Consider the following 22,663-nt stretch of genomic DNA (forward strand, 5'->3'; position numbering starts at 1 on the left):
AGGAGGCCGCGACCCGGGACCTTGGTCCCACGGACCCGCACGTCACGACGTCGCGGCGATCCAGCCCCGCGCTCCGGCGTGCTCGACCGAGCGGGACGCGACCACCACGGCGTCCGCCAGCGCCGCGCGCCACGACGACCCACGCGCCGCCGCCGCGGCGAACGCGCCGTGGACCACGTCGCCCGCACCCAGGGTGTCGACCACGCGGCCCGGCCGCGGGACCGCGACCTCGTACCTCTCCCCCTTGTCGAGCACCTCGACGGGCCGCGGACCGCGGGTCCGCGCGACGAACCGCGGTCCGAGCGCGGCGACGGCGTCGAGCACGTCGCCCGTCGCGACGCCGGGCGGCCGGAAGTCCGCCGACACGACGACGGCGTCGCACAGCCCGATCATCGCGGGCGCGTCGGGCTTCCAGGAGCCCCCGTCCAGCACGACGGCGCACCCGCGCTCCCGCGCGCGGCGCGCGACCCGGAGCGCGAGCCCCGGGTGATGGCCGTCGAGCAGCAGCACGTCCCCGGGGCCGAGCTCGCCCAGCAGGTCCGTCGTGCGACCCGGCGCGACGAGCCGCGCATCGGTGAGGTCGCCGAAGCCGGAGGCGTTGGTGCTCACGACCGCACGCTCGCCGGTCGCGCGCGTGACCAGCACCGTCGAGACCGCGGGCTGGGCCGCCCCGGCGACCCCGGCCGCACCGTCCACCGCGTCGACGAGCGCGACGCCGGAGGACTCGAGCTCGGACCGCACGACCGCGGCGAGGGGCCCGTGGCCCACGGCGGTCACGAGGGTCGGCGGGACGCCGAGCGCGACGGCGGTGGCCGCGGCGTTCGCGGCCGGGCCGCCGAACGTCGCGGCGAGGGACCGCGCGACGACCTTCTCGTCGGGTCCGGGCAGGGCGTCGACGACCTGGACGACGTCGAGGGTCACGAGTCCGCAGCACACGAGCACGCGCCCATCCTCGCGCGCGGACCGGCACGTCCGCAGCGCGCCGGGCGACGGTCGGATCACGGACAGTTCACAAGACGGTCACGATGTGGGTGCGGCTGTCCGGTTCGCGCGGTTGGCCCCCTACCCTCGCAGCATGCGGACCACTCGCCCTCTCGCCGTCGTCGCCGCGCTGGTGCTCGGCGGCGCGCTCCTGGCCGGCTGCTCCGCGACGCCGGGCGCCGGCGACGCCGCCCTCGACTCCGGCGCGGGGTCCGAGGCGGCGGTGGTCGACGGCACCGACACCTCGTCCGGCGCCCCGGCCGGGATCACGACCGGCGACGAGGACGCCGTGGTCGAGGCGGACCGCGAGATCGTCACGACCGGCTCGGTGACCGTCGTCGCGAAGGACCCGTCGGCTGCCGCCGAGCAGGTCGCCGAGCTCGCGGAGAGCGTGGGCGGGCGGGTCGAGAGCCGGCGGCAGTCCGAGCCCGAGGGCGACGCGCGGCCCACGGCCGAGCTGACGGTGCGCGTGCCGGCGGCCCAGACGACCGCGACCGTGGACGCGCTCGGTCAGGTCGGCGAGGTGCGCGACCTCGCGATCGAGGCGGTCGACGTGACCGGCACCGCGCGCGACCTCGACGCCCGCGTCGCGGCGCTCACCACGTCGGTCGAGCGCCTGCGGACGCTCATGGGCGACGCCGCGACGACCGCGGACCTGCTCGCCGCCGAGCAGGAGCTCACGACGCGCCAGGCGGAGCTCGAGTCGCTCCAGTCTCAGCGCGCCGCGCTCACGGACCAGGTCTCGATGTCGACGCTGCACGTCACGGTCGTGCAGGTGGTGCCGGCCGAGCAGCTCGCCCCCGGCGGCTTCCTCGGCGGGCTGCAGAACGGCTGGAACGCTCTGCTGACCACGCTCAACGGCCTGGTCGTCGTCCTCGGCGCGCTGCTCCCGTGGCTCGTCGTGGTCGGCCTCGTCCTGCTCGTCGTGCGCTGGGTGCTGCGCCGGGTGCGCCGTCGCGCGCAGGACGGCGGTGCTCCCCCGGCCGACGACGGCGGCACGGGGCCGGACGACGACCCGCAGGCGCCGTCGTCGGGACGGGCTCCGCTCGTCGGGGCGTCCGCCCGTGACTGAGCCCGTCACCCCCGAGGGCACCGGTCGCGTCGCGCGCCTGTGGGCCGACGACGAGGGCACGGCCCGGCTCGCCGGTCACCTCGTGACGCGCGTGTGCACGCACTGGGACACGGTCGGGCCGCAGACGTTCCCCCGGCACGTCAACCCGGAGCCGCGCGTGCAGTGGCGGGCCCACCTCGACGGCGCGGGCGACGACGAGGACCTGTACAGCGACGACCCCGGCGCGCCCCCGCTCCCCCGTGACGACGACGACCGGCTCGAGGTGCGGGGGCGGCGGCTGCGCCTCGAGTGGCTCGACGGCGACGAGGCTGCGGCAGCCTGGGAGCGCCACGGCTGGTGACCGCACAGAGCGCCGATACGGCGACGGCCCGCACCCCGAGAGGGGTGCGGGCCGTCGCCGCAGGGGTGGAGGTGCGGGGAATCGAACCCCGGTCCGGTGACGCCGATCGAGGACTTCTCCGGGCGCAGTCTGCTGTCGTTTTTCTCGGCCCCCGCACTCACGCAGACAAGATGCGGACGGGCTCAGTCACCTGAAAGTCCCCGCAGCCCCGGTGACGAGGACTGCGAGCAGTGGCTCTCTAGATGACGCCAGGATCCGAGTCGAGAGCTAGCTCGGGCTGACGGACTTCGGGGCTCGCTCAGGCGGCGAGGGCGAAGTCGGTGCGCTTGTTATCGGCACCTGTGTTTTGCAGACATCGTTTACGAGATAAGCCTGCATCCTCGGCCCGCTTCTCCTCGAAGCACGACCACCGTCGAAACCGATCACCCCCTGTGCAGTTGTCAAGCACTGCGCGGCGCCCGGGCGGACCCGGACCTCGTGCAGCAGGTCCAGCCTACGCGATCAACGCCGTGCCCCGCACGGATATTTCCGCGCGGCCGGGTACCGGCGGTCGTGCGCCGCCGGTACCCGCGTCGCGGCTACTTCTTCCGGCTCAGCGAGTCGACGAGCAGCCCGCCGGCGATCCCGAGGAGGAACACGTCCTTCGCGAGCCCGGTCCCCTGCTCGGTGGGTCGCACCCCGTCCTCGCGCGTCATGCCCGGCGTCTTGAGGTACATGCCGACGAGGCTGGCCGAGAAGACGCCGAGCCCGACGGCGACGAGACCGGTCGGGACGAAGGGCGCCACGAGGGCCGCGCCGAGCGCGATCTCGGCGGTCGACAGGGTCTTGGTGAACTGCTTCGGCTCGACGTCCCCGAGGAACGAGTACGTGCCGGCGGCCATCCCGTGCAGTCCCTGCGCGGTCTCCTCGTCGGCACCGCGCTTGCTCAGGCCGGAGTTGAGGATGTACGCCCCCGCCGCGAGGCGCGGGATGTACTGGCGGAGCTTGACCATGGGGCCTCCTGGTTCGCGGTCGTCGTCTCGCCCTCGACCGTACGTCGAGGGCGACGGCATCACCAGCGGGTGGGGCCGACGTCGGGCACGGGACCGCGTGCGGGACGCCCCGCGCGGCGTCAGCGCAGCTCGCGCTGCCGCATGGCGCGCTGCGCCTCGCGGTTGTCCTGCTTCTCGCGGAGCGCCTGGCGCTTGTCGTACTCCTTCTTGCCGCGCGCGAGCGCGATCTCGACCTTGGCGCGGCCGTCGAGGAAGTACAGCGCGAGGGGCACGATCGTGTGCCCCTTCTCGCGCGTCTTGGACTCCAACCGCAGGATCTCCTCCTTGTGCAGGAGCAGCTTGCGCTTGCGGCGCGGGGCGTGGTTGTTCCACGTGCCCTCGGTGTACTCGGGGATGTGGACGTTCTCGAGCCAGGCCTCGCCGCGGTCGACCGCGACGTAGCCGTCGACGAGCGACGCCCTGCCCATCCGCAGCGCCTTGACCTCGGTCCCGGACAGGACGATCCCCGCCTCGTACACGTCCTCGATCACGTAGTCGTGGCGTGCCTTGCGGTTGCTGGCGACGACCTTGCGGCCGCTGTCCTTCGCCATCCGTGTCCTACCGTCCTTCTCTGCTGTCGGTGCTGTCGCCCGGGGTGCTCGTCCGGGGCACCGTCCGTGCGCCGGCCCCGAGCCGTGCGGGCGCCCCAGCGTACGGGTGCCCGACGGCGCCCGGTACCGATTATCCCTCGGGTGCGGTCGCGCGGGGGCCGGGGCGGGTCGGGCGCGACGCCCGGAGCGCGACCCGGCCCGGTCAGCGCAGCACGGACATCGGGTCGATCGTCGACCCGTTGACGTACACCTCGAAGTGCAGGTGGCACGCCCCCGAGAGGCCGGTGTTGCCCGAGTAGCCGATGACGTCACCCTTGTTGACGGTCCGGCCGGACGACACCGCGAAGCGCGTGAGGTGGTTGTAGCTCGTCATGAGGTTCTTGCCGCCCACCGTGCCGTGGTTGACGAGCACCTGGTTGCCGAAACCGTTGCGCCACTGGGCGTGGACGACCGTCCCGGGCCCGGCCGCCATGATCGGCGTGCCGCAGTAGGCGCGCAGGTCCGTCCCCGCGTGCAGGCGGTAGTAACCGAGGATGGGGTGCAGGCGCATCCCGTAGCTCGAGGTCACGTAGGGCACCGCCGTCGGGTACGACAGGAAGCTCGAGATGCTGCCGCGGTCGCCGCCGGAGGACGAACCGCCACCTCCGCCGCCGCCCCCGCCGGAGGACGACCCGCCACCGCCACCGCCTCCACCACCGCCGCCTCCACCACCGGACTGCTGGCTCTGCTGCTGGCGGCGTGCCTCCTCCTCGGCGGCCTTGCGGTCACGCTCGGCCTGCTCGGCGATGATGCCCTTGATCTCGCTCTGCAGGGACTGCTGCGCGGCCTCGTTCTCGGCGACCTTGGCCTCGGCCGCGGACTTGCGCTCCTCGATCGTCGCCTTCTTGGCCTGCTGGTCGACGATCAGCTGCTCGACCTCGGCCTTGCGGTCGGCCGCGGCCGTGCGCGCCGCCTCGGCGGCGACGAGGTTCTCGTCCGCCTGCTGCTTGAGGTCGGTGACCGTCTCGCGCACCGCCTGGAGGCGCGCCTCGCGGTTGCGCGACACCGACTCGGCCTCGAGCAGCTCCTGGAGCGAGCGGGACTGGCTGCGCGCCGCCGTCGAGGAGACGGCGTACTCCGCGATGAACTCCTCGGTGCTCTGCGCACCCGTGACGATGCCGAGGCTCGAGACGTCGCCCTGGCCGCGGTACGCCTGGCGCGCCATCTCGGCGATGCTCGACTTGGCGTCGGCCACCTCGGTCGCGCCGCGCTCGATCTCGGCGCTGATCGCGGCCTCCTGGCCCAGCGCGTCCTCGAGCCGCTGCGCGAGCAGCTCCGCCTCGCGCTGCGTCCGCTCGACCTCGGCCTGGGCCGCGTCGAGCTCGGCCTGCGCGACGGGCAGCCGTGCCTCGATGGCCTGGAGGTCGACGACGGCCTGCGCGAGCGCCGCGTCCGTGTCCTCGAGCTCGGACTGGAGCTGCTCGCGGTTGCCGAGGATCTCGGACTGGCGACGCTCCGCCGCCGCCCGGCGGTCGTCGATGTCGTCGGCGGACGCCGAGGCGACACCGCCCACGAGGAGCAGGGTCGTGGCGATCAGAGCCGCTGTCGCGCGGCGGAGGTCCCGGGTCATCTCACACCCTCGTGTGGCGGTTGAGCGTGACGACCGAGGACACGGCCGCCAGCAGGAAAGCGATCCCGACGAGCACGGGTGCGATGCGCAGCACGTCCGCCTCGTCGACGTAGGCCACCCACGTCACGGACTGGGACAGCCAGTCCGTGACGAGGTACTTCACGCCGACCCAGAGCCCGCCGACCGCCAGGACCGCGCCGAGCACGGCGGCGATCGCGCCCTCGAGGAGGAACGGGAGCTGGATGAACAGGTTCGACGCCCCGACGAGCCGCATGATGCCCGTCTCGCGCCGTCGGCTCAGCGCGGAGAGGCGGATCGTCGTCGTGATGAGCAGCACGGCCGCGAGCAGCATGACCGCCGCGAGACCGGCCGCGAGCAGGGACGCGCGGTTGAGCGCGAGGAACAGCGAGTCGAAGATGCGGCGCTGGTCCTCGACCACCTCGACGCCCGGCCGCCCCGTCACGACGTCGTTGACGACCTCGTAGTTCTCCGGGTTGGTGAGCTTGAGGCGGAAGGACGCCTGCATGTCGTCCACCGTGAGCTGCGTGCCCAGGTACCCGTCGGGGTAGCGCTCGGTGAACGCCGCGAACGCGTCGTCCTTGGACTCGAAGTAGACCGTCTGGATCTCGTCGCCGAGCTCGGTGTCGAACAGGTCCTCGATCGCCGCGATCTGGTCGGGCGTGGCCTCGCCGGCCGCGCACGTGGGCGACGGCGACCCGGCCGGGCAGAGGAAGACGGACACCTCGACCTTGTCGTACCAGTCGTCCTTGAGCTTGCCGATCTGCGCCTGGAGCAGCAGCGAGGACCCGACGAACGTCAGCGAGACGAAGGTGACCAGCACGACGGAGACGGCCATGGAGACGTTGCGCCGCAGGCCCTGGCCGAGCTCCGCGAGGATGAACTGGAGTCGCACGCCGCTCACTCCCCCGCCGTCGCCTCGACGTGGCGACGCGTCGAGCGTCGCCGGGGCAGCGGGGGCCGGCTCGACGCGTCGACCGCGGGCGTCGCGCCGGTCGCCGGCGTCCGGTCCGGCGCCTCGGCCGGGTCCTGCGTCGAGGACGGCGCCGGGTCGGGCGCCGCGGACGGGCGCGCGGTCCGGCGCACGACGGCGGTCGGCGCCGACTCGGGCGCCGGGCCGGTCGTCGGGTCGGGGATGACCTGGCCGCGCGCGCCGTACGAGCCGTGCGCCTGGTCGCGCACGAGCGTGCCGGTGTCGAGCTCGACGACGCGGCGGCGCATCTGGTTGACGATCTCCTCGTCGTGCGTCGCCATGACGACGGTCGTGCCGGTGCGGTTGATGCGGTCGAGCAGGCGCATGATCCCGAGGGACGTCGTGGGGTCGAGGTTCCCGGTCGGCTCGTCGGCGAGCAGGATCGGCGGGCGGTTGACCATGGCGCGCGCGATGGCGACGCGCTGCTGCTCACCGCCGGAGAGCTCGTGCGGGCGACGCTTCTCCTTGCCCGCGAGGCCCACCATCTCGAGCGTCTCGGGCACGGTGATCGCGATGGTGTGACGCGGCTTGCCGATCACCTGGAGCGCGAACGCGACGTTCTCGAACACGGTCTTGTTGGGCAGCAGGCGGAAGTCCTGGAAGACCACCCCGATCTGGCGGCGCAGCTTGGGGACGTTCCAGCTCGACATCGACCCGAGGTCGCGGCCCGCGACGAAGACCTTGCCCTTCGTCGGGCGCTCCTCGCGCAGGACGAGGTGCAGGCACGTCGACTTGCCGGAGCCGGACGCACCGACGAGGAAGACGAACTCGCCGCGCCGGACCTCCAACGACACGTCGTCGACGGCCGGCCTCGCGCCGCGCGCGTAGACCTTGGTGACGTTCTCGAAGCGGATCACAGCGGCACGTTCCTCGGGTCGGGGGTCGATCCGTGGACGAACAGGGTTCGTCGCACGATCCCGAGGGTAGGCATGCGTCTGCGGCCCGGCGGGGCGGACACGCCGCGCCCGGGTGCATCGATCCGTTGCTCGGATCAATCGGCCCGGGGCGGCCGCGGAGGGTCAGGCCTCCTTCTGCACCCCGCGGCGCCAGCGGATCCCGGCCTCGATGAAGTCGTCGATGTCGCCGTCGAACACCGCCGAGGGGTTGCCCACCTCGTGCTCGGTGCGCAGGTCCTTGACCATCTGGTACGGCTGCAGCACGTAGGAGCGCATCTGGTCGCCCCAGCTCGCCTTGATGTCGCCCGCGAGCTCCTTCTTCTTCGCGTTCTCCTCCTCCTGGCGCACGAGCAGCAGGCGGGACTGGAGCACGCGGAGAGCGGCGGCGCGGTTCTGGATCTGCGACTTCTCGTTCTGCATCGAGACGACGATGCCCGTCGGGATGTGCGTCATGCGCACCGCGGAGTCCGTCGTGTTGACCGACTGCCCGCCCGGGCCCGAGGACCGGAACACGTCGACCTTGATCTCCGACTCCGGGATCTCGATCGAGTCCGTCTGCTCGATGAGCGGGATCACCTCGACCGCCGCGAACGACGTCTGGCGGCGGCCCTGGTTGTCGAACGGTGAGATTCGCACGAGGCGGTGGGTGCCCGCCTCGACCGACAGGTGGCCGAACGCGTACGGCGCCTTCACCTCGAACGTCGCGGACTTGAGCCCCGCCTCCTCGGCGTACGACGTGTCGAGGACCGTCGTCGGGTAGCCGTGGCGCTCCGCCCAGCGCAGGTACATGCGCAGCAGCATCTCGGCGAAGTCGGCCGCGTCCACGCCACCGGCGCCCGCGCGGATCGTCACGACGGCCTCGCGCGCGTCGTACTCGCCTGCGAGGAGGGTGCGAACCTCGAGCTGGTCGAGGTCCTTGCGGATGGCGGCGACCTCGTTCTCGGCCTCGACGAGGGTGTCCTCGTCCTCCATCTCCTGGCCCATCTCGACCAGGGTCTCGACGTCGGCGATGCGCTGCCCGAGCTTCTTCACCCGGTCCAGCTCCGACTGCGCGGCGGAGAGCGCCGACGTCACCTTCTGCGCCGCGTCGGGGTCGTCCCACAGGTCGGGCGCCGACGCCTTCTCCGAGAGGTTCGCGATCGTCGCGCGCAGCTCCTCCGGGTCGCTCACGCTCTCGATGGACTCGAGCGTGCTCCGCAGCGCCTTGATCTCGGACGGGAAGTCGATGGTGGCCACGAGGTTCAAGGTTACGCGACCCCGCGCGCGGTCGGCGCCGTCGCGCGAGGTCACCGCGAGGGATCAGCGCGGGGTCTCCTCGCGGGGTCCGCGCGCGGGCCGCCGCGGGCGACGGCGCGGGGGTCGGCGCGGGGGTTCGGCGCCGCCGGGCGAGGGCCGCCCGACGGCGCGTCGCCGTCAGTCCTTCGTGCCGCCCTGCGGGGCGGAGCCGCCCGCGGTCGACGGCGCCGGCTCGGCGGTCGTCGCCTGCTGGCGGCCCTCGTCGCGCGCCTTCGCGAGCATCGCCTCGAGGCGCTGGCGCCGGCGTCGGCGGTCGTCCCGGACGCCCACGATCACGACCACGACGATCGCGAGGAGCAGGAGCTGCGGCCACGGGACCGCCCACGTGGTGACGGTGACCGTGACCGGCTCGAGCGGCGCGTCCACCTGGTCGTCGCCGACGACGGTCGGCGTCACGGTGATCGTCGTGCTGACCGGCCCGAGCGGCCAGACGTCGGCGAACGCGACCTTGCTCCGCAGGGATCCGCCCGGCAGGACCTCCCCGAGCGGCTCCGCCGTCGCCTCGTCCGTCACGGCGCCGAAGAGGGCGGACGTCGCGACCTGGCCCTCGGCGCCGAGGCGCACGTTGCCGTCGTTGGCGACGTCGTAGGAGACGCTGAGGTCGCCCGCGGCGAACGGGTTCCACGACGGCGCGTAGGAGGCCTTGACGTCCTCGATGGCGAGCGCGGGCTGGATCTCGCCGGTGACGCGCGTCGTGACGCGGAACCCGACACGGCTCTCGACGCCGACGCTCGTACCGCCCTCGCCGCCGCCCGTGCTCGTGACCGACGCGGCGATGCCCGCCGGGTGGTCGCCCGGGGTCGCGTTCTCGGGGACCGTGATCGTGTACGGGACGACCACGGTCTCCTTCGGGCCCACCTCGACGCTCTCCTGGACGGTGAACCACGTCCCCGCCTCGGTGGACTCCTGGTCCGAGGAGAGCATGTTGAAGCGCCCGTTGGCGGTGAGGTAGCCGTCCGCGGCCTTGAGCGCGAACGTGGCCGGCACGTCGCTGAAGTTCGAGACGGCGATGTGCTCCTCGACCGTCGTGCCCGGGTCGGCGACGAGGTCGACGCCGCGACGCCCGTCGGGACCGTTCGCGTCCGCGGGCTTGGCGCCCCACGTGATGCGTTCCTCGGTGTCGAGGGGCATCACCGTCGGCAGAGCGCTCACGACGTCGGCCTGCGCGCTCGCGGCGCCGGCGTGCGCGCTCGTGGCGGCGGTCGTCGCGGACGCGGCGACGGCGAGCGGGGTCGCGGGCAGGAGGCCGACGGCGAGGGCGGTCGCGGCGAGGACGAGACGACGCCCGCGACCGCGGGACGGGGACCCGGTGCGGGCGGGGTGCGTTGGTGCGGGGATCACGCAGGGGCTTCTCTCCGTACGACGACGGGTCGCCCGCCCGGCACGACCGTGGTCGTGCGGGACGGTGCGACCCGTCGTGTGACTACTCGGTCGGTGCCCGGCCGGAACCGGTCACCGGGACGTCGGGACGGCTCAGTCCTCGAACAGGGACAGCGTGATGGTCGAGTTGTACGCGCCCGGCGCGACGTCCTCGCCCGTGCGCAGCGTGAGGTTGGCGCCGGCGGTCCAGGAACCGGGGTTGACCTCGGTCGAGTCGAACGTCGAGACCAGGAGCTCCTGGTCGACGAGACCCGGGCCGTCCTCGAGGGAGGGCTCGACCGGCTCGCCCTCGGAGACCAGCCCGGTGTCGCCACCGTCGACGAGGGTCGGGGCCCAGCCGAGGTTGTCGGCACCGATCTCGCCCGCGTCGCCCGTGAAGGCCGACGCGCTGCCCAGCACGTACCAGTAGGCGCCCTCGGGCACCTCGGTCCGCGTGTCGGTGACGGTGACCTCCGGCAGCGCACCGTTGAACTCGCGCGTGCCCTCGACCGACGACTCGTCGGCCTCGGTCAGCTCGGTCGAGTTCGAGGCGACGCTGAGAGCGAGGTTGCCCGGCTCCACGTTGGACTCGATCTCCACGGAGACGTCGACGTCGGTGCCGTCCACCGGGTCGGCGGAGGCGGCGGACGCGAGGGCGACCGTGCCGATGAGCATCGCACCGAGGGCACCCCCGGCGACGAGCTTCTTCGTTGCTCGTGCGTTCATGTTGTAGCTCTCCATCGTTGGAGTTGTTGTCGGACCGGATCACCATAGCGGCGAACCTGGGGTTTTGACAGGGCCGAACCAGAAGTGGCCATCCAAAGTTAAGAAAGTGAACAAAGGCGCGCGAGCGCGCTCACGCGACGTTGCGGTATTCCTTTCCCTGGACGTTCTTCGTCGAACAGCAACAGGTGCTCACCACGCTCTGGCACGTGACTCTGCACGCACGATGATGCCATCACTCCACGCCCCGGTCACCCAGCTGATCATCGCGGGTCGCGCCCGCGCGGCGAGGCCGACCGACGCCGTGCGCCCGTCGCCGGTCGACGCGTCGGTCACCACGACCTCGCTCAGACCGGCGAGCGCCGCGGGGTTCCGGGCGAGATAGTCGTCGACGTCTGCGCGGATCCCGGCGTCGGTCAGCGTGAGGACGGCGCCCTCGACCGGCGGCGCGGCGCCGCCGGAGTAGAACGTCTCAGGGGTCGTCGAGTCGGCCGCCGTGAGAGCGAGCGCATCCGCGAGCGCGTAGAGCCGCTTGCGTTCGAGGTGCACCTCCGTGGCGCTCACCACGACCGTCACGAGGAGCAGCGCGAACGCGACGAACGCGCTCGTGAGCAGCAGGATGCGGCCGTCCTCCTCCCGCTCGTCCGAGCCCTGGAGCCGCGCGACGAGCGCCGTCGACCCGCGCACGACCGCGCCGGACCGCCGCTCGGGAGCGCGTCCGGGTGCGCCCCCGGATGTCGGGGTGCCCCGAGGTGCCGCCGTGCTCGGAGGTGTCGAGGTGCCCGCGGGGGTCAGGGCGCCTACGGGTGCCGGCGTGCCGACGGGTACCGGCGTGCCTCCGCGTGTCGTTGCGCCCAGGGGCGACGGGGTGCTCATGGGTGTCGGGGCGCTCATGGGCGACGCGGCGCTCGCGGGCGACGGGGCGCTCACGGCCGCCGCGCCGCGTACGCGTCGACGGACGCGACGTGCCGCGCCTCCACGGGGACCGCGAGGGGGACGACCCCCCGCACGAGCTCGGGCACGAGCGGGAGCGGCACGTCGAGCCGGACGTGCGCCGTCACCTCGCCGCCCGGCTCCAGGCAGACATGTGACGAGCAGGCGATCGTCAGACCACCCGCGCTCGGGGCGAACCCCTGGTCGCCGAGCGCCAGGGCCACGGCCGCCGAGGCGAGCCGGGCGCCGTCGTCGCTCGACGGTGCCGTGACGAACGCGCGCGCCGCCTCGCGGGAGGCGCCCTCCACGGCGAACGTCGCGGCCTGCACCCGACCCACCGTGAGCACGAGGTAGAGGACCGGCAGGAGGAGGACGAGCGCGACGCCGAGGAACTCGACGACCGCGCTCCCCCGGTCCGAGCGCTGCCCCGTCAGCCTCGCGCGGAGCCGAGCGAGCAGGCGCGTCACGGAGCCTCCTCCAGCGCGTGACCGCGGACGGTGAGTGCTCCGGCCGGGCCGAGCAGCCCGACGACCGGGAGCGGCGCGGTCACCGTGACCTCGACGACGGGCAGACCGTCCACGACGGTCTGGCGCGCGACGACGTCCTGCGCGTACCGCGCCGAGAGCGCGGACACGACGAGGTCGCGCGTGCGGGCCGCGCCGTCGTGCGGGCCACGGTCGGCACGGCCCGCCACGCGGGCGCCCTCCGCCGCGCAGTCCACCAGCGTCGCGCGCACGTGGACGGCGAGCGCGACCTGGACGACCCCGAGGAACAGCACGAGCACGAGGACGGAGACGAGGGTGAACTCGACGACGGCGGAGCCCCGCTCCGGGTCCTCGACGCCGACTCCCGGGCCACCGCGACGCACCACCTCAGGGGGCGCCGACGCTCGAGATGGCGTTGCTGAAGGCCTCCGTCAGCGCCGGCCCGGCGACGGCCCACAGGGCGATCACCAGCCCCGCCGTCATCAAGGTGATGAGCACCCAGCCCGGCACGTCACCGCGTTCCGGGTCCTGACCGGTCAGCCGCCCGAGCGCGCCGCGCGCTGCGGCGCGCACGGCCTGGTTCCCTCGACTCCACCCCTGCATGCTTCTCCTTCGTCGTCGTTTCGATCGGTCGTGCCGGACGGTCGTGCCGGACGGTCGTGGGCTGCTGCTCAGAAGCCGAGCCGCAGGGTCGCGAGCGACGGGAATACGGCGTAGACCACCGTCACGGGAAGGATGAGGAAGACGACGGGGACCATCATCACGACCTCTTTCCTCCCGCCCGCCTCCATGAGCGCGCGGCGTCCCGACTCGCGCACGTCCTGCGCCTGCGCCCGCAGCACGTCGGCGAGCGGGGTCCCCCGTTCGACGGCCACCGCGACCCCCTCCGCGAATCGGGTGAGGCTCGGCAGCCCGGTGCGGTCGGCGAGCTGCTCGAGCGCCCGGGCGAGCGGGGTCCCGGCACGCACGGTCGCGAGGGTCGTGCGCAGCTCGCCGGAGAGCTCGCCGTGCGCGGTGGTCGCGACGCGCTCGAGCGCGGCGACCGGCCCCTCGCCCGCGTTCACCGCGAGCGCAAGCAGCTCGGCGACCGTGGGGAACTCGGCGAGCATGCGCTCCTCCCGACGTCGCACGGCGCGGGTCAGCGCGTGGTCGCACGCGAGCACCCCGCCGACGCCGCACAGCAGCACGAGGATCACCAGGGCGGCGACGGACGACCCCCGCGTCGCCGCGAGCAGCACGGCGAGCGCCGTCCCGCCGCCGAGCCCGACGACGCCCCACACGAGCTGCCGTGCGCGAAACTGCTCGACGCTGCGTCCGCGGCCGGCACGGTCGAGGCGGCGCCGGACGTCAGCCGCCGTCGAGCCGAACCGTTCCAGCGCACGGCCCGCGTCGACGAGCAGCGGCGCGAGGAGTCGTTCGAGGGTCGGGAAGGGTGATCGCACGGGGTGGTCGCGCAGCAGGACGGACGTGCGGTCGTGGGTGCGCAGGTAGGGCGCGAGCCGCTCGTCGAGGCGGATCGACCGCCCCCGGAGCCCGGCGACCACGAGGAGGACACCGAGCCCGCCGAGCGCGCCGAGCGCGGCACCGGTCCAGGACACGTCGACGGCGCTCATCGCAGCACCCGCTCTTCCTCGGGCAGCCGCCCGATCCGCAGCATGAGCTGGTACGCCGCCGCGGAGCACGCCGCGCCGGCGGCGAGGACGACCGCACCCGCCATGGAGTTGTACGCGGCCGCCGTCTCCGGGCGCGTCGCGAGGAAGCCGAGCACGACCCACGGGCCGGCGACCGCGAGCCGTGCCCCGTTCACGGTCCACGACTGGCGGGCCTCGAGCTCACCGCGCGTGCGGGCGTCCTCGCGCAGGAAGGTCGACAGGGTGCGCAGGAGGCGCCCCAGGTCGGTGCCGCCGACGTCCCGCGTGATCCGGAGCGCCTCGACGATGCGGTCGGCGACCGGGTCCGCGAGCCGGTCCTTGAGCAGGTCGAGGCACTCCCCGAACCGGCCGGACGCGCGGTAGTCCCGCGCGAACTGGGTGAACGGCTCGCGCAGCTCGACCGGACCGCGCTCGCCGAGCTGGCCCACGGCCTCGGGCAGCGACAGCCCCGCGCGCACGCCCGAGGACAGGTGGTCCAGCACCTCGGGCCAGACCTCCCGCAGCCGTGCACGCCGCCGCCGGGCGCGGGACCGCACGAGGAGGGAGGGCGCTCCCGCGGCGATCACGGCGAAGCAGGCCGCGATGGTCCACGAGCGCGCGAGGACCGTCCCGACCACGAGGACGACGAGCCCGACGCCGACGCTCGCGACCACCAGGGCACCGGGCGTCACCGCCGGTGCACCGGCCTGGACGAGCAGGTCCTGCGTACGCGCCGCCCACCCGTCGGCACGGCGCACGCGCGGCGGCCCGGGCGCCCAGAACGACCACCAGACGCAGAACAGCCCCGCGCCGAGGAGGAGGCCCACCGCCACGCCCACGGTCAGCCCACCCTCGTCGGCGCGGCGCCGTCGAGCACGTCGGCACTGGCCGGGCCCGGCCGCAGGACCGCTGCCAGGTCGATGCCCGCGTGTGCGAAGCGCTCGGCACGCGGCGGGAAGCCCCCCGCCCGCACCAGCCGGTCGCCCGAACGCACGAAGATCTCCGCGGCCTCCACGACGCCCTGCTCGACGCGCCCCGTCACACCGAGGATCTCGCGCACGCCGCGGCGCCCGTCGGCGTCGACGCCCAGGTGCACGACGAGATCGATCGCGGACGCGACCGTCGGCACCACGAAGCGGTCCGAGACGTTCTCGCCCGCGAGCAGGGGCAGCGTGCACATCTTGGTGATCGCCTCCCGGGCGGAGTTCGCGTGGATCGTGCACATCCCCGGGACCCCGGCGTTCAACGCGACGAGCAGGTCGAGGCTCTCCGCCTCGCGGACCTCGCCGATGACGATGCGGTCCGGGCGCATGCGCAGCGCCTCCTTGACCAGGCGCCGCAGGGGGATCTCCCCCGTGCCCTCGAGGCTCGGCTGCCGGCACTGGAGCGACACGACGTCGCGCACGGCGAAGCGCAGCTCGAACACCTCCTCGCACGTGACGACGCGCTGCGCGGGCGGGACCGACCCGGCGAGGGCGTTGATCATCGTCGTCTTGCCCGCCTGCGTGGCTCCCGCGACGAGGATGTTCAGCCCGGCCCGCACGGACGCGTCGAGGAACGCGGCGGCCTGGGGCGGGAGCGCGCCGAGCCGGACCAGGTCGTCCAGGTGCGACGCCCGGACGACGTGCTTGCGGATGTTCACCGCCCACTCGCTGCGCGTGACGTCGGGGATGACGACGTGCAGCCGCTCCCCGCCGGGGAGGCACGCGTCGACGAACGGGCTCGACAGGTCGAGCCGCCGCCCGGACGACCGCAGCATCTGCTCCACGAGGTCGCGCACCTGCTGCGCCGTGAGGATCGTCGTCGTCAGCTCCGACGAGCCGCCGCGCGCCACGAACACCTGGGAGAGCGCGTTGATCCAGATCGTCGCCCATCAGGTGTTCCGCACTCCAACTTGAGTCGCCGACTCGGTTCTACGTTCGTCACTCGTTCGAACCGAGTCGCCGCTCTAGGCCGGAGTGGGACTACCCGACGAAAGCGACAGCACCCCTGAACGGGTGGGCGTGAGCATGCCCACCCGTACCTGAGTGCACCCTCATTCGCTCGGACGGATCGGACGAAACAACCGATTCCGACCGAGGAGAGTCACTTGAGCGCGAACCACACCGAGCACGACGTTCCGAGCCGTCGCCCGCTCACGGCCCGTCAGCTGGACGAGTTCCAGCGAGTCCTTAGCCGCCAGCAGCGCCTGCGTCGATCGGGCGCGGTTCGCTGATGACGTCGCGGCCGGCAGACTCGGTCCAGTACGGATACCTGGAGTCTGCCGGCGAGGCGTTCCTCGCGATCAACCCCGACGACACCGAAGACGCGAAGGCGGACAATGGCGAGTGGGTACCCAACAACGCGCTGGTCGAGCTCACCCTCTTCGTCTCCGAGTCCGGGACCGACAAGCGCCCACTGGTGTGCACCGGTAACCGACGTTGCAGTCACGTCGCATGCAGTATGCTCTGGCGCCTCCCAAGCTGGTCGACCAGCGACATCGACCAGATAGCCGCCGCACTCGCGGCCCACGAGGAGGAACGCCCCGAACTCACGGCGTTCCTCGGGATCCGGCCGATGGGCAACCTGCTCGTGATCGACATCGACGACCAGGAGGCTGCTGACTGGCTCGTCCGGCATACGGGGATTCGCCTTGAGGAGCACTACACGCAGGTCACACCGAAGGGCTTCCACGTCTACCTGCAGTGCGATCCAGGGAAGAGGTACCGAGTCCCGACGATCCCCGGCGAGGCCCGCGCGGCCATCGATCTGCGCTACGAGGCCGCGGGGAGCCATCAGTTCGTCGTCGCGCCCGAGTCCTACCGCGGGGACGGATACGAGTACAAGGCACTGAACTCGCACATCACCTGGGGTACGTTCCGCAGGGAGGAGGCCGTGCTGGAGCTCCTGGCCGCACCCGAGCAGCCTCCAGCTCCGACCCGTGAGCGCACTCGTACGTCAGATGCCCCGGCTCCCGTCAACGGCGGTCTGGGCGCCCAACTCCGGGCGCTTCGCCGCGCGGCCGAGATCGCCGACGCGCGGGACCTCACGGTCGCGCGCATGGCGACGATGGGAAGCGGCGCCAGCCGCCTCGCCTGCTCCTTCTGGAACGTCTGCCTCGCCAGCGGCCTGTCGGTCGCGGAGGCCGTGAGCCTCGCGTACGACCACGAGCCGGTGCTGGCCTACTGGGCCTGGCACGACCACCCGGGCGAGCGCGGACGCTCGGTGGCGACCAGGTCAGCGACCAAGGCATACGAGACCGCCAGCTTCACGAGGCACCACCGAGAGGTCACTCATTTCGACGGAGCGGAGGCCTTGCGTCGGGCCAGGGAACTGTGGCCGGAGTGGGATCGCCGCGTCCACCTGCTTGAGTGGATCATCGATCTCTGCAATCGCGTCCAGCGGCCGGTCGTCGACGTGGGCTGGGCTCAGGCGGGCGAGGTAGCCGAGGTATCTACCCGTCAGGGCGGGAACCTCCTGAACGCTCTCATGGGAGCCGGACTCCTGACCATGGAGGCGGACTTCCTCGCCCCGACCTTCGAGGACGGCAAGAGGGTCGACGGCCTCGTGCGCTCCTACTCGGTGACCGGGATGACCGCTCATGTCCCCGAGGAGGCAGACGGGGTGACCTCCCTGCGGAACGAGAATGGATGTCCGATTCGGGATAGTTTGGGAACGGATTTCTCCCACGCTCTTTCCCCCCAGGGGAAAGAGCGTGCAGGGGCGCCGAGCACGAGCGAGAGCCTCGGGGAGCAGCCCGTCTACGCAGGGTCAGCACGCACCAGGCAGGGCCGATCATCAGCTCAGGCCCGTCTCAGGGTGGGCGGCATCTCCACAGGCAACCAGGCCAACGGGTCAGGTCAGAATCAAGCTGGCACCCGTCGGAGCTTCGGTAGCCAACCAGGAAGGCCAGGGTGCGACCCCGGAGGATCCTCTCAGGCACGACCTCCGCCCAGGTAGACGATCTGGCGTGCCCCCGGGCGACGGCCGGCCGGCCGCTCGGACGCAACCCTCGGGATCGCACATGCGAACCCCAACACTCACTCCTCATCGCAGGATCATCGTAACCATCAAGCCGTTCAGCGACCATGGAGGATTCCCTCCATTTCCGACCGCGGAAGTTATCCCCCGACCCATCACGGAAACCGCGCGTGCACTTTCGAATTGAGGGACTCGGACTTGTCGAACTATCCAAACACATCTAGGAGGTGGCGCGCGAAATCGCGTGCAACCTCACGCTCCAAGGCGGAGTACGTGTTTCCCAACTTCGCCTCGACGCTGGTTCCTGGCATGTAGCCGAGCGCCTCGAGAAGGAGGTGCATGTGGTCGGGATCATCCAGGTTGAACTGCGACTGCGAGACTCCACCGCCCGCAACCCAGGCCTTGCTACTTGCCACATCGAACGGGTCGCGAATCCCATGTATGTCGAGCCACTGACCACTCGGCAGAGCAATAGAGGCGTATAGCAGGCCCAACGCCTGGAACTCTCGATAGTTAGCCGGGACCACAAACTCCATCGGCCTCCCAGACTGCACGTGCATCTCCCACGCGAGGAGAAAGTTATTTACCTCGAACCACTGAGTCGCAGCTCCATCGACGACGCGCAACTCGACGAGGACAGCCATTCCCGTCGTGAGAAAGACTCGCCCCTCAGCCTCATTCCGGGCGTCACGGGTGGCGTCGAGCACCATGCCCAACGCACTACCAGGCTCCTGGCGCAAGACGTCTTCCCATCTCATGCGGAGATGATGACACAGCTTGCATCGGTCTCCCGCGGCGTCCGATCATTCCCTTTCCAGACCGGCCCGGTATCCACGCCAGGTTCAGGCGGTCTCGATCGCGGGCACGCCCCGGCCAGCGATCCCAGCCGCGCGGATCCGGTCGAGCGACCCGTGCTCGTCGATGCCGACCGCCTCCCAGGGCACCGGGACGAGCCGGGCATGATCGTCCCAGGTCGGGAGGTGCACGAGCCGCCAGGGCTCAGCCTCGTCGGGACTGAACGTGACCCGCTCGCCGCCGATCTTGCCCTCGTCGAGGAGACGGAGGAGTCTGCCAGAGTCCGCGATTCCCACGTTCGGCGAGTAGAGCAGCACGGGGCCGATGTCGTACGCCAACCCGCCGAAGTCCAGCTCAAAGGACGGCCGCTGGTGCCGCATCGGTCGCCGGGACGCCAGCACCATGCCGACTTCATCAACTCCCTCAGGCGGGAGATCCTCCTCGATCCGAGCATGGATGCTGATGAACGGCGGGACGAGGACACACTGTCCCTCGAGCGCGAGCCGCGCCATCCGGGCGACGAGGCGATCGAAGGGTGTGTACCTTGCCGGGAACCGACGCCGTCCGCCCGCATGCCGCTCCACGAACGCGAGGTCGTTCGCGAACTGGTCGAGGGCGTCGAGGGCCGGGTCTACCGGATCGTTGAACGGGTCGAGAGTGAGGCCGGAGACGACCTGACCCTCTCGGAGGATCTCCACCCGAGCCGTCTCCCGGCACAGGACGCGCCGCAGGGTGAGCGCATCGGCCGCGTCGGCGACCATGACCCCGCCGACCTCGAGGTTCAGCTCGGCGTTACCCGGCCGGGCCTTGTCGTGCGGGAGCAGGAACCTGATCGTCAGACCTCCGTAGAAGTCGAGTTCCAGCGTCACGCCCTCCGGTCCACCACCTGCGTGGGCAACGACGCCGTCATGGGTGCCCAGCTGGCTCCCGTCCGGAGCGATGAGGCGGACCGTGAAGCGCTCCTCGGGCCGGGGAGTCTTGCCGTACTCGAGGGTGAGAATGCCGGGGCCGTCGATCTGGACGAAGTCCGGTCCGCTCTCCTTCCGGGCGACGATCGGAACAGTCACGGGCTCTCCGATGCCGAACCCGATCGACCGACGGAACGCCGCCCGGTCCGCGTCGGTTGCGGAGTCCTCGTCCAGCTCGAAGTGCGTGAGGATCGGACGCTTCGCCTCAGCGTCCGGCGACTTCGGTCGCACAGAGATCCAGACGGTTCGCCCCTCGATCCGGTAGTCGGGCGCCCAGTAGGGGTCCAGGTCCGCGGCTCTGGCGGCCAGGTCCCGCACGCGCTGCGTCAGGTCGTCGACGTCCTCGATGACCGCGGTCTTGACCTGGTACTCGGCGACCGCCTCGAGGACGGGATCGCGCTCGAGATAGCGACGTACGTCGTCGTGCCGCGCCAGAAGGAGGTCGAGACCGACGACGTCGAGGACCTCGATCGCCACCGTAGAGCCCTCCCCCGCCAGGGACTCGACGAACTCACGCTCGGCCGGCGTGAGCTTGCACGGGACGACGAGCACCCATCGACTCGGGCTGGACCCCATGGCCTTCGCGAAGGAGTCGCGGATCTGCCGCTTCCGCGACTCCCTGGAGCGGGCGAAGACGCCCTCCGGGAAGTACTTGAACTGGTAGACGGTCAGCTCACCGAGCGCGGTCGTGACACGGAAGTCGATGCCGCCATCTCCACCCCCGGCCGTCCGGAGAGTGCGCGGACACGTCCGGGCGTCCGCCCCACTCGGCCAAGAGCAACCGATCGACGGCGACGTCGAACTGCGGCTGCCCGAGCTGATCCCACTTGATCGTCACGGCACCGAGGGTACGGAGCGGCGCCGACAGGAAGTCGCTGACGCCCCGTGAGGGGCCGATCTCGTCGTCGACGACTCGTCGTAGCGCGAGAGAGCCGATCGCTCGCCAGAGGCGAACCTCGCGACCCTGAGCGCGCACCTGCGATCCGACGTCGTACGTTCCGGCGCACGAGAATCGTTGCCGACAGCCGTCTTGTCGATGTCTCACCGTGGCTGGATGAAGAGCGGTCGCGAACACCCGTCGGAATGCTCATACCGAGTCCATCCGAGCGACGCCCAGAAGCGATCGGCGCCCTCACTGAAGGCCACGAGACGTCGATCTGGGTGCCGCTCTGCGAGAGCGTTCACGACGCTCAATCCGATCCTCCGACGACGGTGGTCTGCGGCTACCTCGATGAACTGCACCTCGAGCGCCATCCTTCCGAGGGTCGGCGCTCCGATGTAGAAGTCGAAACTCACGCTCTCATCAAGTTCGACGCGCGCGACCTCCACGCCGTCCGCCCGTACCTCGATGTACCGGCTCTGATCGTCGGCCTCGGCGAGCTCGTTCCACCACTCTTCGGTGAACGCCCGGTTCGGGCCGAACGGATACCACATGTGCTCGCCCGGCTCGGGCCGCTTCTCGACGAGTTCCAGCTCCACGCGTCCAGCATCCGCACGAGAGGGGCGACTGGCAAGCAATCGCTGACCTGGAGCGATGGTGGCGCTCGCCTCGTCTGATGTGGTTCCCTACTCGCCGTGGCCGCACTGCCGAAGCAGCTGAACGCGAAGCAGATCGAGGTCCTTCGCTGGATCGCGGACGGGTGTCCGGAACGGGACTGGCCCGACGAGTCGCACAAGCACAGCGCGCATGCCCTCTCCAACCGCGGGCTCGCCATAGTGACGCGCAAGAGCAAGAGCCGGCCGTGGTCCGCGCGGCTCACGGACCGTGGCCGGTACTACATCGTTCACGGCACCCTCCCGCCGCCCCCGCGCTCGACTGCTCCAGAGGCTCGCACACTCGCTCGGAGCACGGGCGACGGGACCCAGCGCGACCCGAAGGCTCCCCCGCCCGATACGACGGCTCGGGCGATGCGGCGCGTGGCGTCTCGGAGGAGGCCGCCGGTCAGGCAGACGAAGCGAGAGACGAGGGAGACGTACATGCGCTACAAGGTCGTCGTGACGCGCGTTCAGGTCGCGGAGCGGTTCGTCCGGGCCACGAGCGAGGAGGACGCCGCGCAGAAGGTGCAGGCCGAGTTCGACCGGCCGTACGGCTATTTCGGATCCTGGAAGACGACGAGTTCCGAGGTCGACATCGTGGAGGCCGAGCAGACGACGGTCATCCATCCGGCGAACCTGGCCGAGGGCGGCCCGCTCTTGCTCAGCCTCAAGGACGCCGCCAAGGCGCTCGGCATCTCCTACTCGACGCTGTACACGATGGCCACGAACGGGGAGATCGAGTGGGTACTGGTCGGCTCACGCAAGTACGTCTCCCGTGAGCACCTGCTGGAGTTCATCAAGTCAAACACCCACAAGGGGTACTACGCGGCGCGCTAGACACCTCAACGGGCACGACTGCCCGGGCCGCGGAAGCGATGAACTGTAGTCGCTCAAGCCCATGCCGCTATCCCGGGGATCACTCGCGTAGGGCCACCGTCCACATCGTCAGGCCTGCGTGGAGCCGCACGCCGCCCCGCAGGTCACGCAAGATCCCCCATCACTTCGAGGGTCCACACGACTAGTGTTGTCCAACATGAAGACCGCTATGCGCGCGACCGTGACGCACGATCGTGAGACGTGGGACGCCCGACTGATGCGGATGCTCAGCGGCCGCGACGCCAACGGGCGACCGTTGAGTTCAAAGGCTGTCGTCCTCGCGATCGACCCCGACGCTCGGACCTTGTACACACGTGGAGGGAGCGGCTGGAGCCCCGTCGCTCAGGTGCACGGCATCTCCGACGTGGAGTGGGCAGACCTGGAGCACCAGGACTGCACACAGGATGACCTCAGCGATGTCATCTCTGTGCGCGGGACCGAGGGATGGACGTTGTACGAGACGACGGATCTGGCCGACGACTCCGAGAGTGTAAGAGCGTTCTTCACCCGCCCCCTCGACTGACGTTCCGCGGGCGCAGCCATGGAACCCGGCGAGTTTCCGGGCTGCGCCCAGGAGGCGAACACGCCGAGCAACTCCGACCTTGACAGCATCGGCTGCGAGTAGGCCAA

The 22,663-nt window shown here is 71.5% G+C and carries 22 protein-coding genes, 1 other RNA gene and 2 pseudogenes; 5 read left to right on the plus strand and 20 right to left on the minus strand.

Annotated elements, in window-relative coordinates; all coding sequences use genetic code 11:
- Positions 1-42: 42 nt before the first annotated feature.
- Positions 43-1,002, minus strand: a complete 960-nt coding sequence (locus B8281_RS15790; RefSeq protein WP_232322592.1) for a PfkB family carbohydrate kinase — start codon at positions 1,000-1,002, stop codon at positions 43-45.
- Positions 1,003-1,075: 73 nt separating this feature from the next.
- Here B8281_RS15790 and B8281_RS15795 point away from each other — a divergent pair, with 73 nt between their 5' ends.
- Together B8281_RS15795 and B8281_RS15800 are read left to right on the plus strand one after the other, a co-directional pair.
- Complete coding sequence (locus tag B8281_RS15795; RefSeq protein ID WP_085388200.1) at positions 1,076-2,053, plus strand: DUF4349 domain-containing protein; 978 nt, start codon at positions 1,076-1,078, stop codon at positions 2,051-2,053.
- Positions 2,046-2,393, plus strand: coding sequence for a hypothetical protein (locus tag B8281_RS15800; protein WP_085388201.1), 348 nt, complete (start codon positions 2,046-2,048; stop codon positions 2,391-2,393). The genes B8281_RS15795 and B8281_RS15800 overlap by 8 nt, the downstream gene beginning before the upstream one ends.
- A 63-nt stretch (positions 2,394-2,456) precedes the next feature.
- Here the strand turns inward: B8281_RS15800 and ssrA are convergent.
- The 16 genes and pseudogenes from ssrA to B8281_RS15880 form a co-directional block, all read right to left on the minus strand.
- Positions 2,457-2,823, minus strand: a transfer-messenger RNA (tmRNA) gene (gene ssrA, locus B8281_RS15805).
- 148 nt (positions 2,824-2,971) lie between these two features.
- Positions 2,972-3,385, minus strand: a complete 414-nt coding sequence (locus B8281_RS15810) for a hypothetical protein (RefSeq protein WP_085388202.1) — start codon at positions 3,383-3,385, stop codon at positions 2,972-2,974.
- A gap of 119 nt (positions 3,386-3,504) precedes the next feature.
- Positions 3,505-3,975 carry an SsrA-binding protein SmpB gene (gene smpB, locus B8281_RS15815; RefSeq protein ID WP_021482407.1) on the minus strand — a complete coding sequence of 157 codons (471 nt, stop codon included), beginning with the start codon at positions 3,973-3,975 and terminating at the stop codon, positions 3,505-3,507.
- A 202-nt stretch (positions 3,976-4,177) separates the two neighbouring features.
- Complete coding sequence (locus tag B8281_RS15820) at positions 4,178-5,584, minus strand: M23 family metallopeptidase (RefSeq protein ID WP_043652586.1); 1,407 nt, start codon at positions 5,582-5,584, stop codon at positions 4,178-4,180.
- Position 5,585: 1 nt separating this feature from the next.
- Positions 5,586-6,497, minus strand: coding sequence for a permease-like cell division protein FtsX (gene ftsX, locus B8281_RS15825; protein ID WP_021483124.1), 912 nt, complete (start codon positions 6,495-6,497; stop codon positions 5,586-5,588).
- A 254-nt stretch (positions 6,498-6,751) separates the two neighbouring features.
- Positions 6,752-7,432 (minus strand): annotated as a pseudogene (ftsE, locus tag B8281_RS15830) (cell division ATP-binding protein FtsE); the annotation flags it as partial.
- Positions 7,433-7,594: 162 nt separating this feature from the next.
- Positions 7,595-8,707 carry a peptide chain release factor 2 gene (gene prfB / locus B8281_RS15835; protein ID WP_031316541.1) on the minus strand — a complete coding sequence of 371 codons (1,113 nt, stop codon included), beginning with the start codon at positions 8,705-8,707 and terminating at the stop codon, positions 7,595-7,597.
- Positions 8,708-8,884: 177 nt separating this feature from the next.
- The gene (locus B8281_RS15840) at positions 8,885-10,108 is read right to left on the minus strand and encodes a WxL protein peptidoglycan domain-containing protein (protein ID WP_085388204.1); all 1,224 of its coding nucleotides are present in this window, start codon (positions 10,106-10,108) and stop codon (positions 8,885-8,887) included.
- Between the two features lie 132 nt (positions 10,109-10,240).
- Positions 10,241-10,852, minus strand: a complete 612-nt coding sequence (locus B8281_RS15845) for a hypothetical protein (RefSeq protein WP_034653958.1) — start codon at positions 10,850-10,852, stop codon at positions 10,241-10,243.
- Between the two features lie 189 nt (positions 10,853-11,041).
- The gene (locus B8281_RS15850) at positions 11,042-11,536 is read right to left on the minus strand and encodes a hypothetical protein (protein ID WP_051027493.1); all 495 of its coding nucleotides are present in this window, start codon (positions 11,534-11,536) and stop codon (positions 11,042-11,044) included.
- 239 nt (positions 11,537-11,775) lie between these two features.
- Positions 11,776-12,249 (minus strand): TadE/TadG family type IV pilus assembly protein, encoded by a 474-nt coding sequence (locus B8281_RS15855; protein WP_085388205.1) that lies wholly within the window; start codon positions 12,247-12,249, stop codon positions 11,776-11,778.
- Complete coding sequence (locus B8281_RS15860) at positions 12,246-12,650, minus strand: TadE/TadG family type IV pilus assembly protein (protein ID WP_031317226.1); 405 nt, start codon at positions 12,648-12,650, stop codon at positions 12,246-12,248. The genes B8281_RS15855 and B8281_RS15860 overlap by 4 nt, the downstream gene beginning before the upstream one ends.
- Before the next feature lie 4 nt (positions 12,651-12,654).
- Complete coding sequence (locus B8281_RS15865; RefSeq protein ID WP_369824876.1) at positions 12,655-12,870, minus strand: hypothetical protein; 216 nt, start codon at positions 12,868-12,870, stop codon at positions 12,655-12,657.
- Between the two features lie 68 nt (positions 12,871-12,938).
- Complete coding sequence (locus B8281_RS15870; protein WP_085388206.1) at positions 12,939-13,880, minus strand: type II secretion system F family protein; 942 nt, start codon at positions 13,878-13,880, stop codon at positions 12,939-12,941.
- A complete protein-coding gene (locus tag B8281_RS15875) occupies positions 13,877-14,737 on the minus strand; it encodes a type II secretion system F family protein (protein ID WP_021482885.1) in 861 nt (286 codons plus the stop codon). The genes B8281_RS15870 and B8281_RS15875 overlap by 4 nt, the downstream gene beginning before the upstream one ends.
- A 2-nt stretch (positions 14,738-14,739) precedes the next feature.
- A pseudogene (locus tag B8281_RS15880) lies at positions 14,740-15,762 on the minus strand (CpaF family protein); the annotation flags it as partial.
- 350 nt (positions 15,763-16,112) lie between these two features.
- Between B8281_RS15880 and B8281_RS15885 the strand changes: the two are divergent.
- Positions 16,113-17,837, plus strand: a complete 1,725-nt coding sequence (locus B8281_RS15885; protein WP_085388207.1) for a bifunctional DNA primase/polymerase — start codon at positions 16,113-16,115, stop codon at positions 17,835-17,837.
- Between the two features lie 227 nt (positions 17,838-18,064).
- Here B8281_RS15885 and B8281_RS15890 read toward each other — a convergent pair whose 3' ends face one another.
- The 3 genes from B8281_RS15890 to B8281_RS15905 form a co-directional block, all read right to left on the minus strand.
- Complete coding sequence (locus tag B8281_RS15890) at positions 18,065-18,568, minus strand: hypothetical protein (protein WP_085388208.1); 504 nt, start codon at positions 18,566-18,568, stop codon at positions 18,065-18,067.
- 132 nt (positions 18,569-18,700) lie between these two features.
- Complete coding sequence (locus B8281_RS15895; protein ID WP_085388209.1) at positions 18,701-20,173, minus strand: hypothetical protein; 1,473 nt, start codon at positions 20,171-20,173, stop codon at positions 18,701-18,703.
- A 489-nt stretch (positions 20,174-20,662) separates the two neighbouring features.
- Positions 20,663-21,100: a hypothetical protein gene (locus tag B8281_RS15905; RefSeq protein WP_198163079.1), complete on the minus strand. Its 438-nt coding sequence runs from the start codon at positions 21,098-21,100 to the stop codon at positions 20,663-20,665.
- A gap of 516 nt (positions 21,101-21,616) precedes the next feature.
- Between B8281_RS15905 and B8281_RS19565 the strand changes: the two genes are divergently transcribed.
- Complete coding sequence (locus B8281_RS19565) at positions 21,617-21,994, plus strand: helix-turn-helix domain-containing protein (RefSeq protein WP_198163080.1); 378 nt, start codon at positions 21,617-21,619, stop codon at positions 21,992-21,994.
- A 196-nt stretch (positions 21,995-22,190) separates the two neighbouring features.
- Positions 22,191-22,556, plus strand: a complete 366-nt coding sequence (locus B8281_RS15915) for a hypothetical protein (protein ID WP_157446648.1) — start codon at positions 22,191-22,193, stop codon at positions 22,554-22,556.
- Positions 22,557-22,663: the final 107 nt, after the last annotated feature.

The organism is Cellulosimicrobium sp. TH-20 (genome assembly GCF_002105775.1).
Lineage (GTDB): Bacteria > Actinomycetota > Actinomycetes > Actinomycetales > Cellulomonadaceae > Cellulosimicrobium > Cellulosimicrobium funkei.

What these genes read in the sequence shown, in the direction of transcription:
- B8281_RS15845 (WP_034653958.1), bottom strand. Translation starts at nt 10,852, where the DNA reads ATGAACGCACGAGCAACGAAGAAGCTCGTCGCCGGGGGTGCCCTCGGT.
- B8281_RS15810 (WP_085388202.1), bottom strand. Translation starts at nt 3,385, where the DNA reads ATGGTCAAGCTCCGCCAGTACATCCCGCGCCTCGCGGCGGGGGCGTAC.
- smpB (WP_021482407.1), bottom strand. Translation starts at nt 3,975, where the DNA reads ATGGCGAAGGACAGCGGCCGCAAGGTCGTCGCCAGCAACCGCAAGGCA.
- B8281_RS15820 (WP_043652586.1), bottom strand. Translation starts at nt 5,584, where the DNA reads ATGACCCGGGACCTCCGCCGCGCGACAGCGGCTCTGATCGCCACGACC.
- B8281_RS15915 (WP_157446648.1), top strand. Translation starts at nt 22,191, where the DNA reads ATGAAGACCGCTATGCGCGCGACCGTGACGCACGATCGTGAGACGTGG.
- B8281_RS15865 (WP_369824876.1), bottom strand. Translation starts at nt 12,870, where the DNA reads ATGCAGGGGTGGAGTCGAGGGAACCAGGCCGTGCGCGCCGCAGCGCGC.
- B8281_RS15890 (WP_085388208.1), bottom strand. Translation starts at nt 18,568, where the DNA reads ATGGTGCTCGACGCCACCCGTGACGCCCGGAATGAGGCTGAGGGGCGA.
- B8281_RS15870 (WP_085388206.1), bottom strand. Translation starts at nt 13,880, where the DNA reads ATGAGCGCCGTCGACGTGTCCTGGACCGGTGCCGCGCTCGGCGCGCTC.
- B8281_RS15885 (WP_085388207.1), top strand. Translation starts at nt 16,113, where the DNA reads ATGACGTCGCGGCCGGCAGACTCGGTCCAGTACGGATACCTGGAGTCT.
- B8281_RS15795 (WP_085388200.1), top strand. Translation starts at nt 1,076, where the DNA reads ATGCGGACCACTCGCCCTCTCGCCGTCGTCGCCGCGCTGGTGCTCGGC.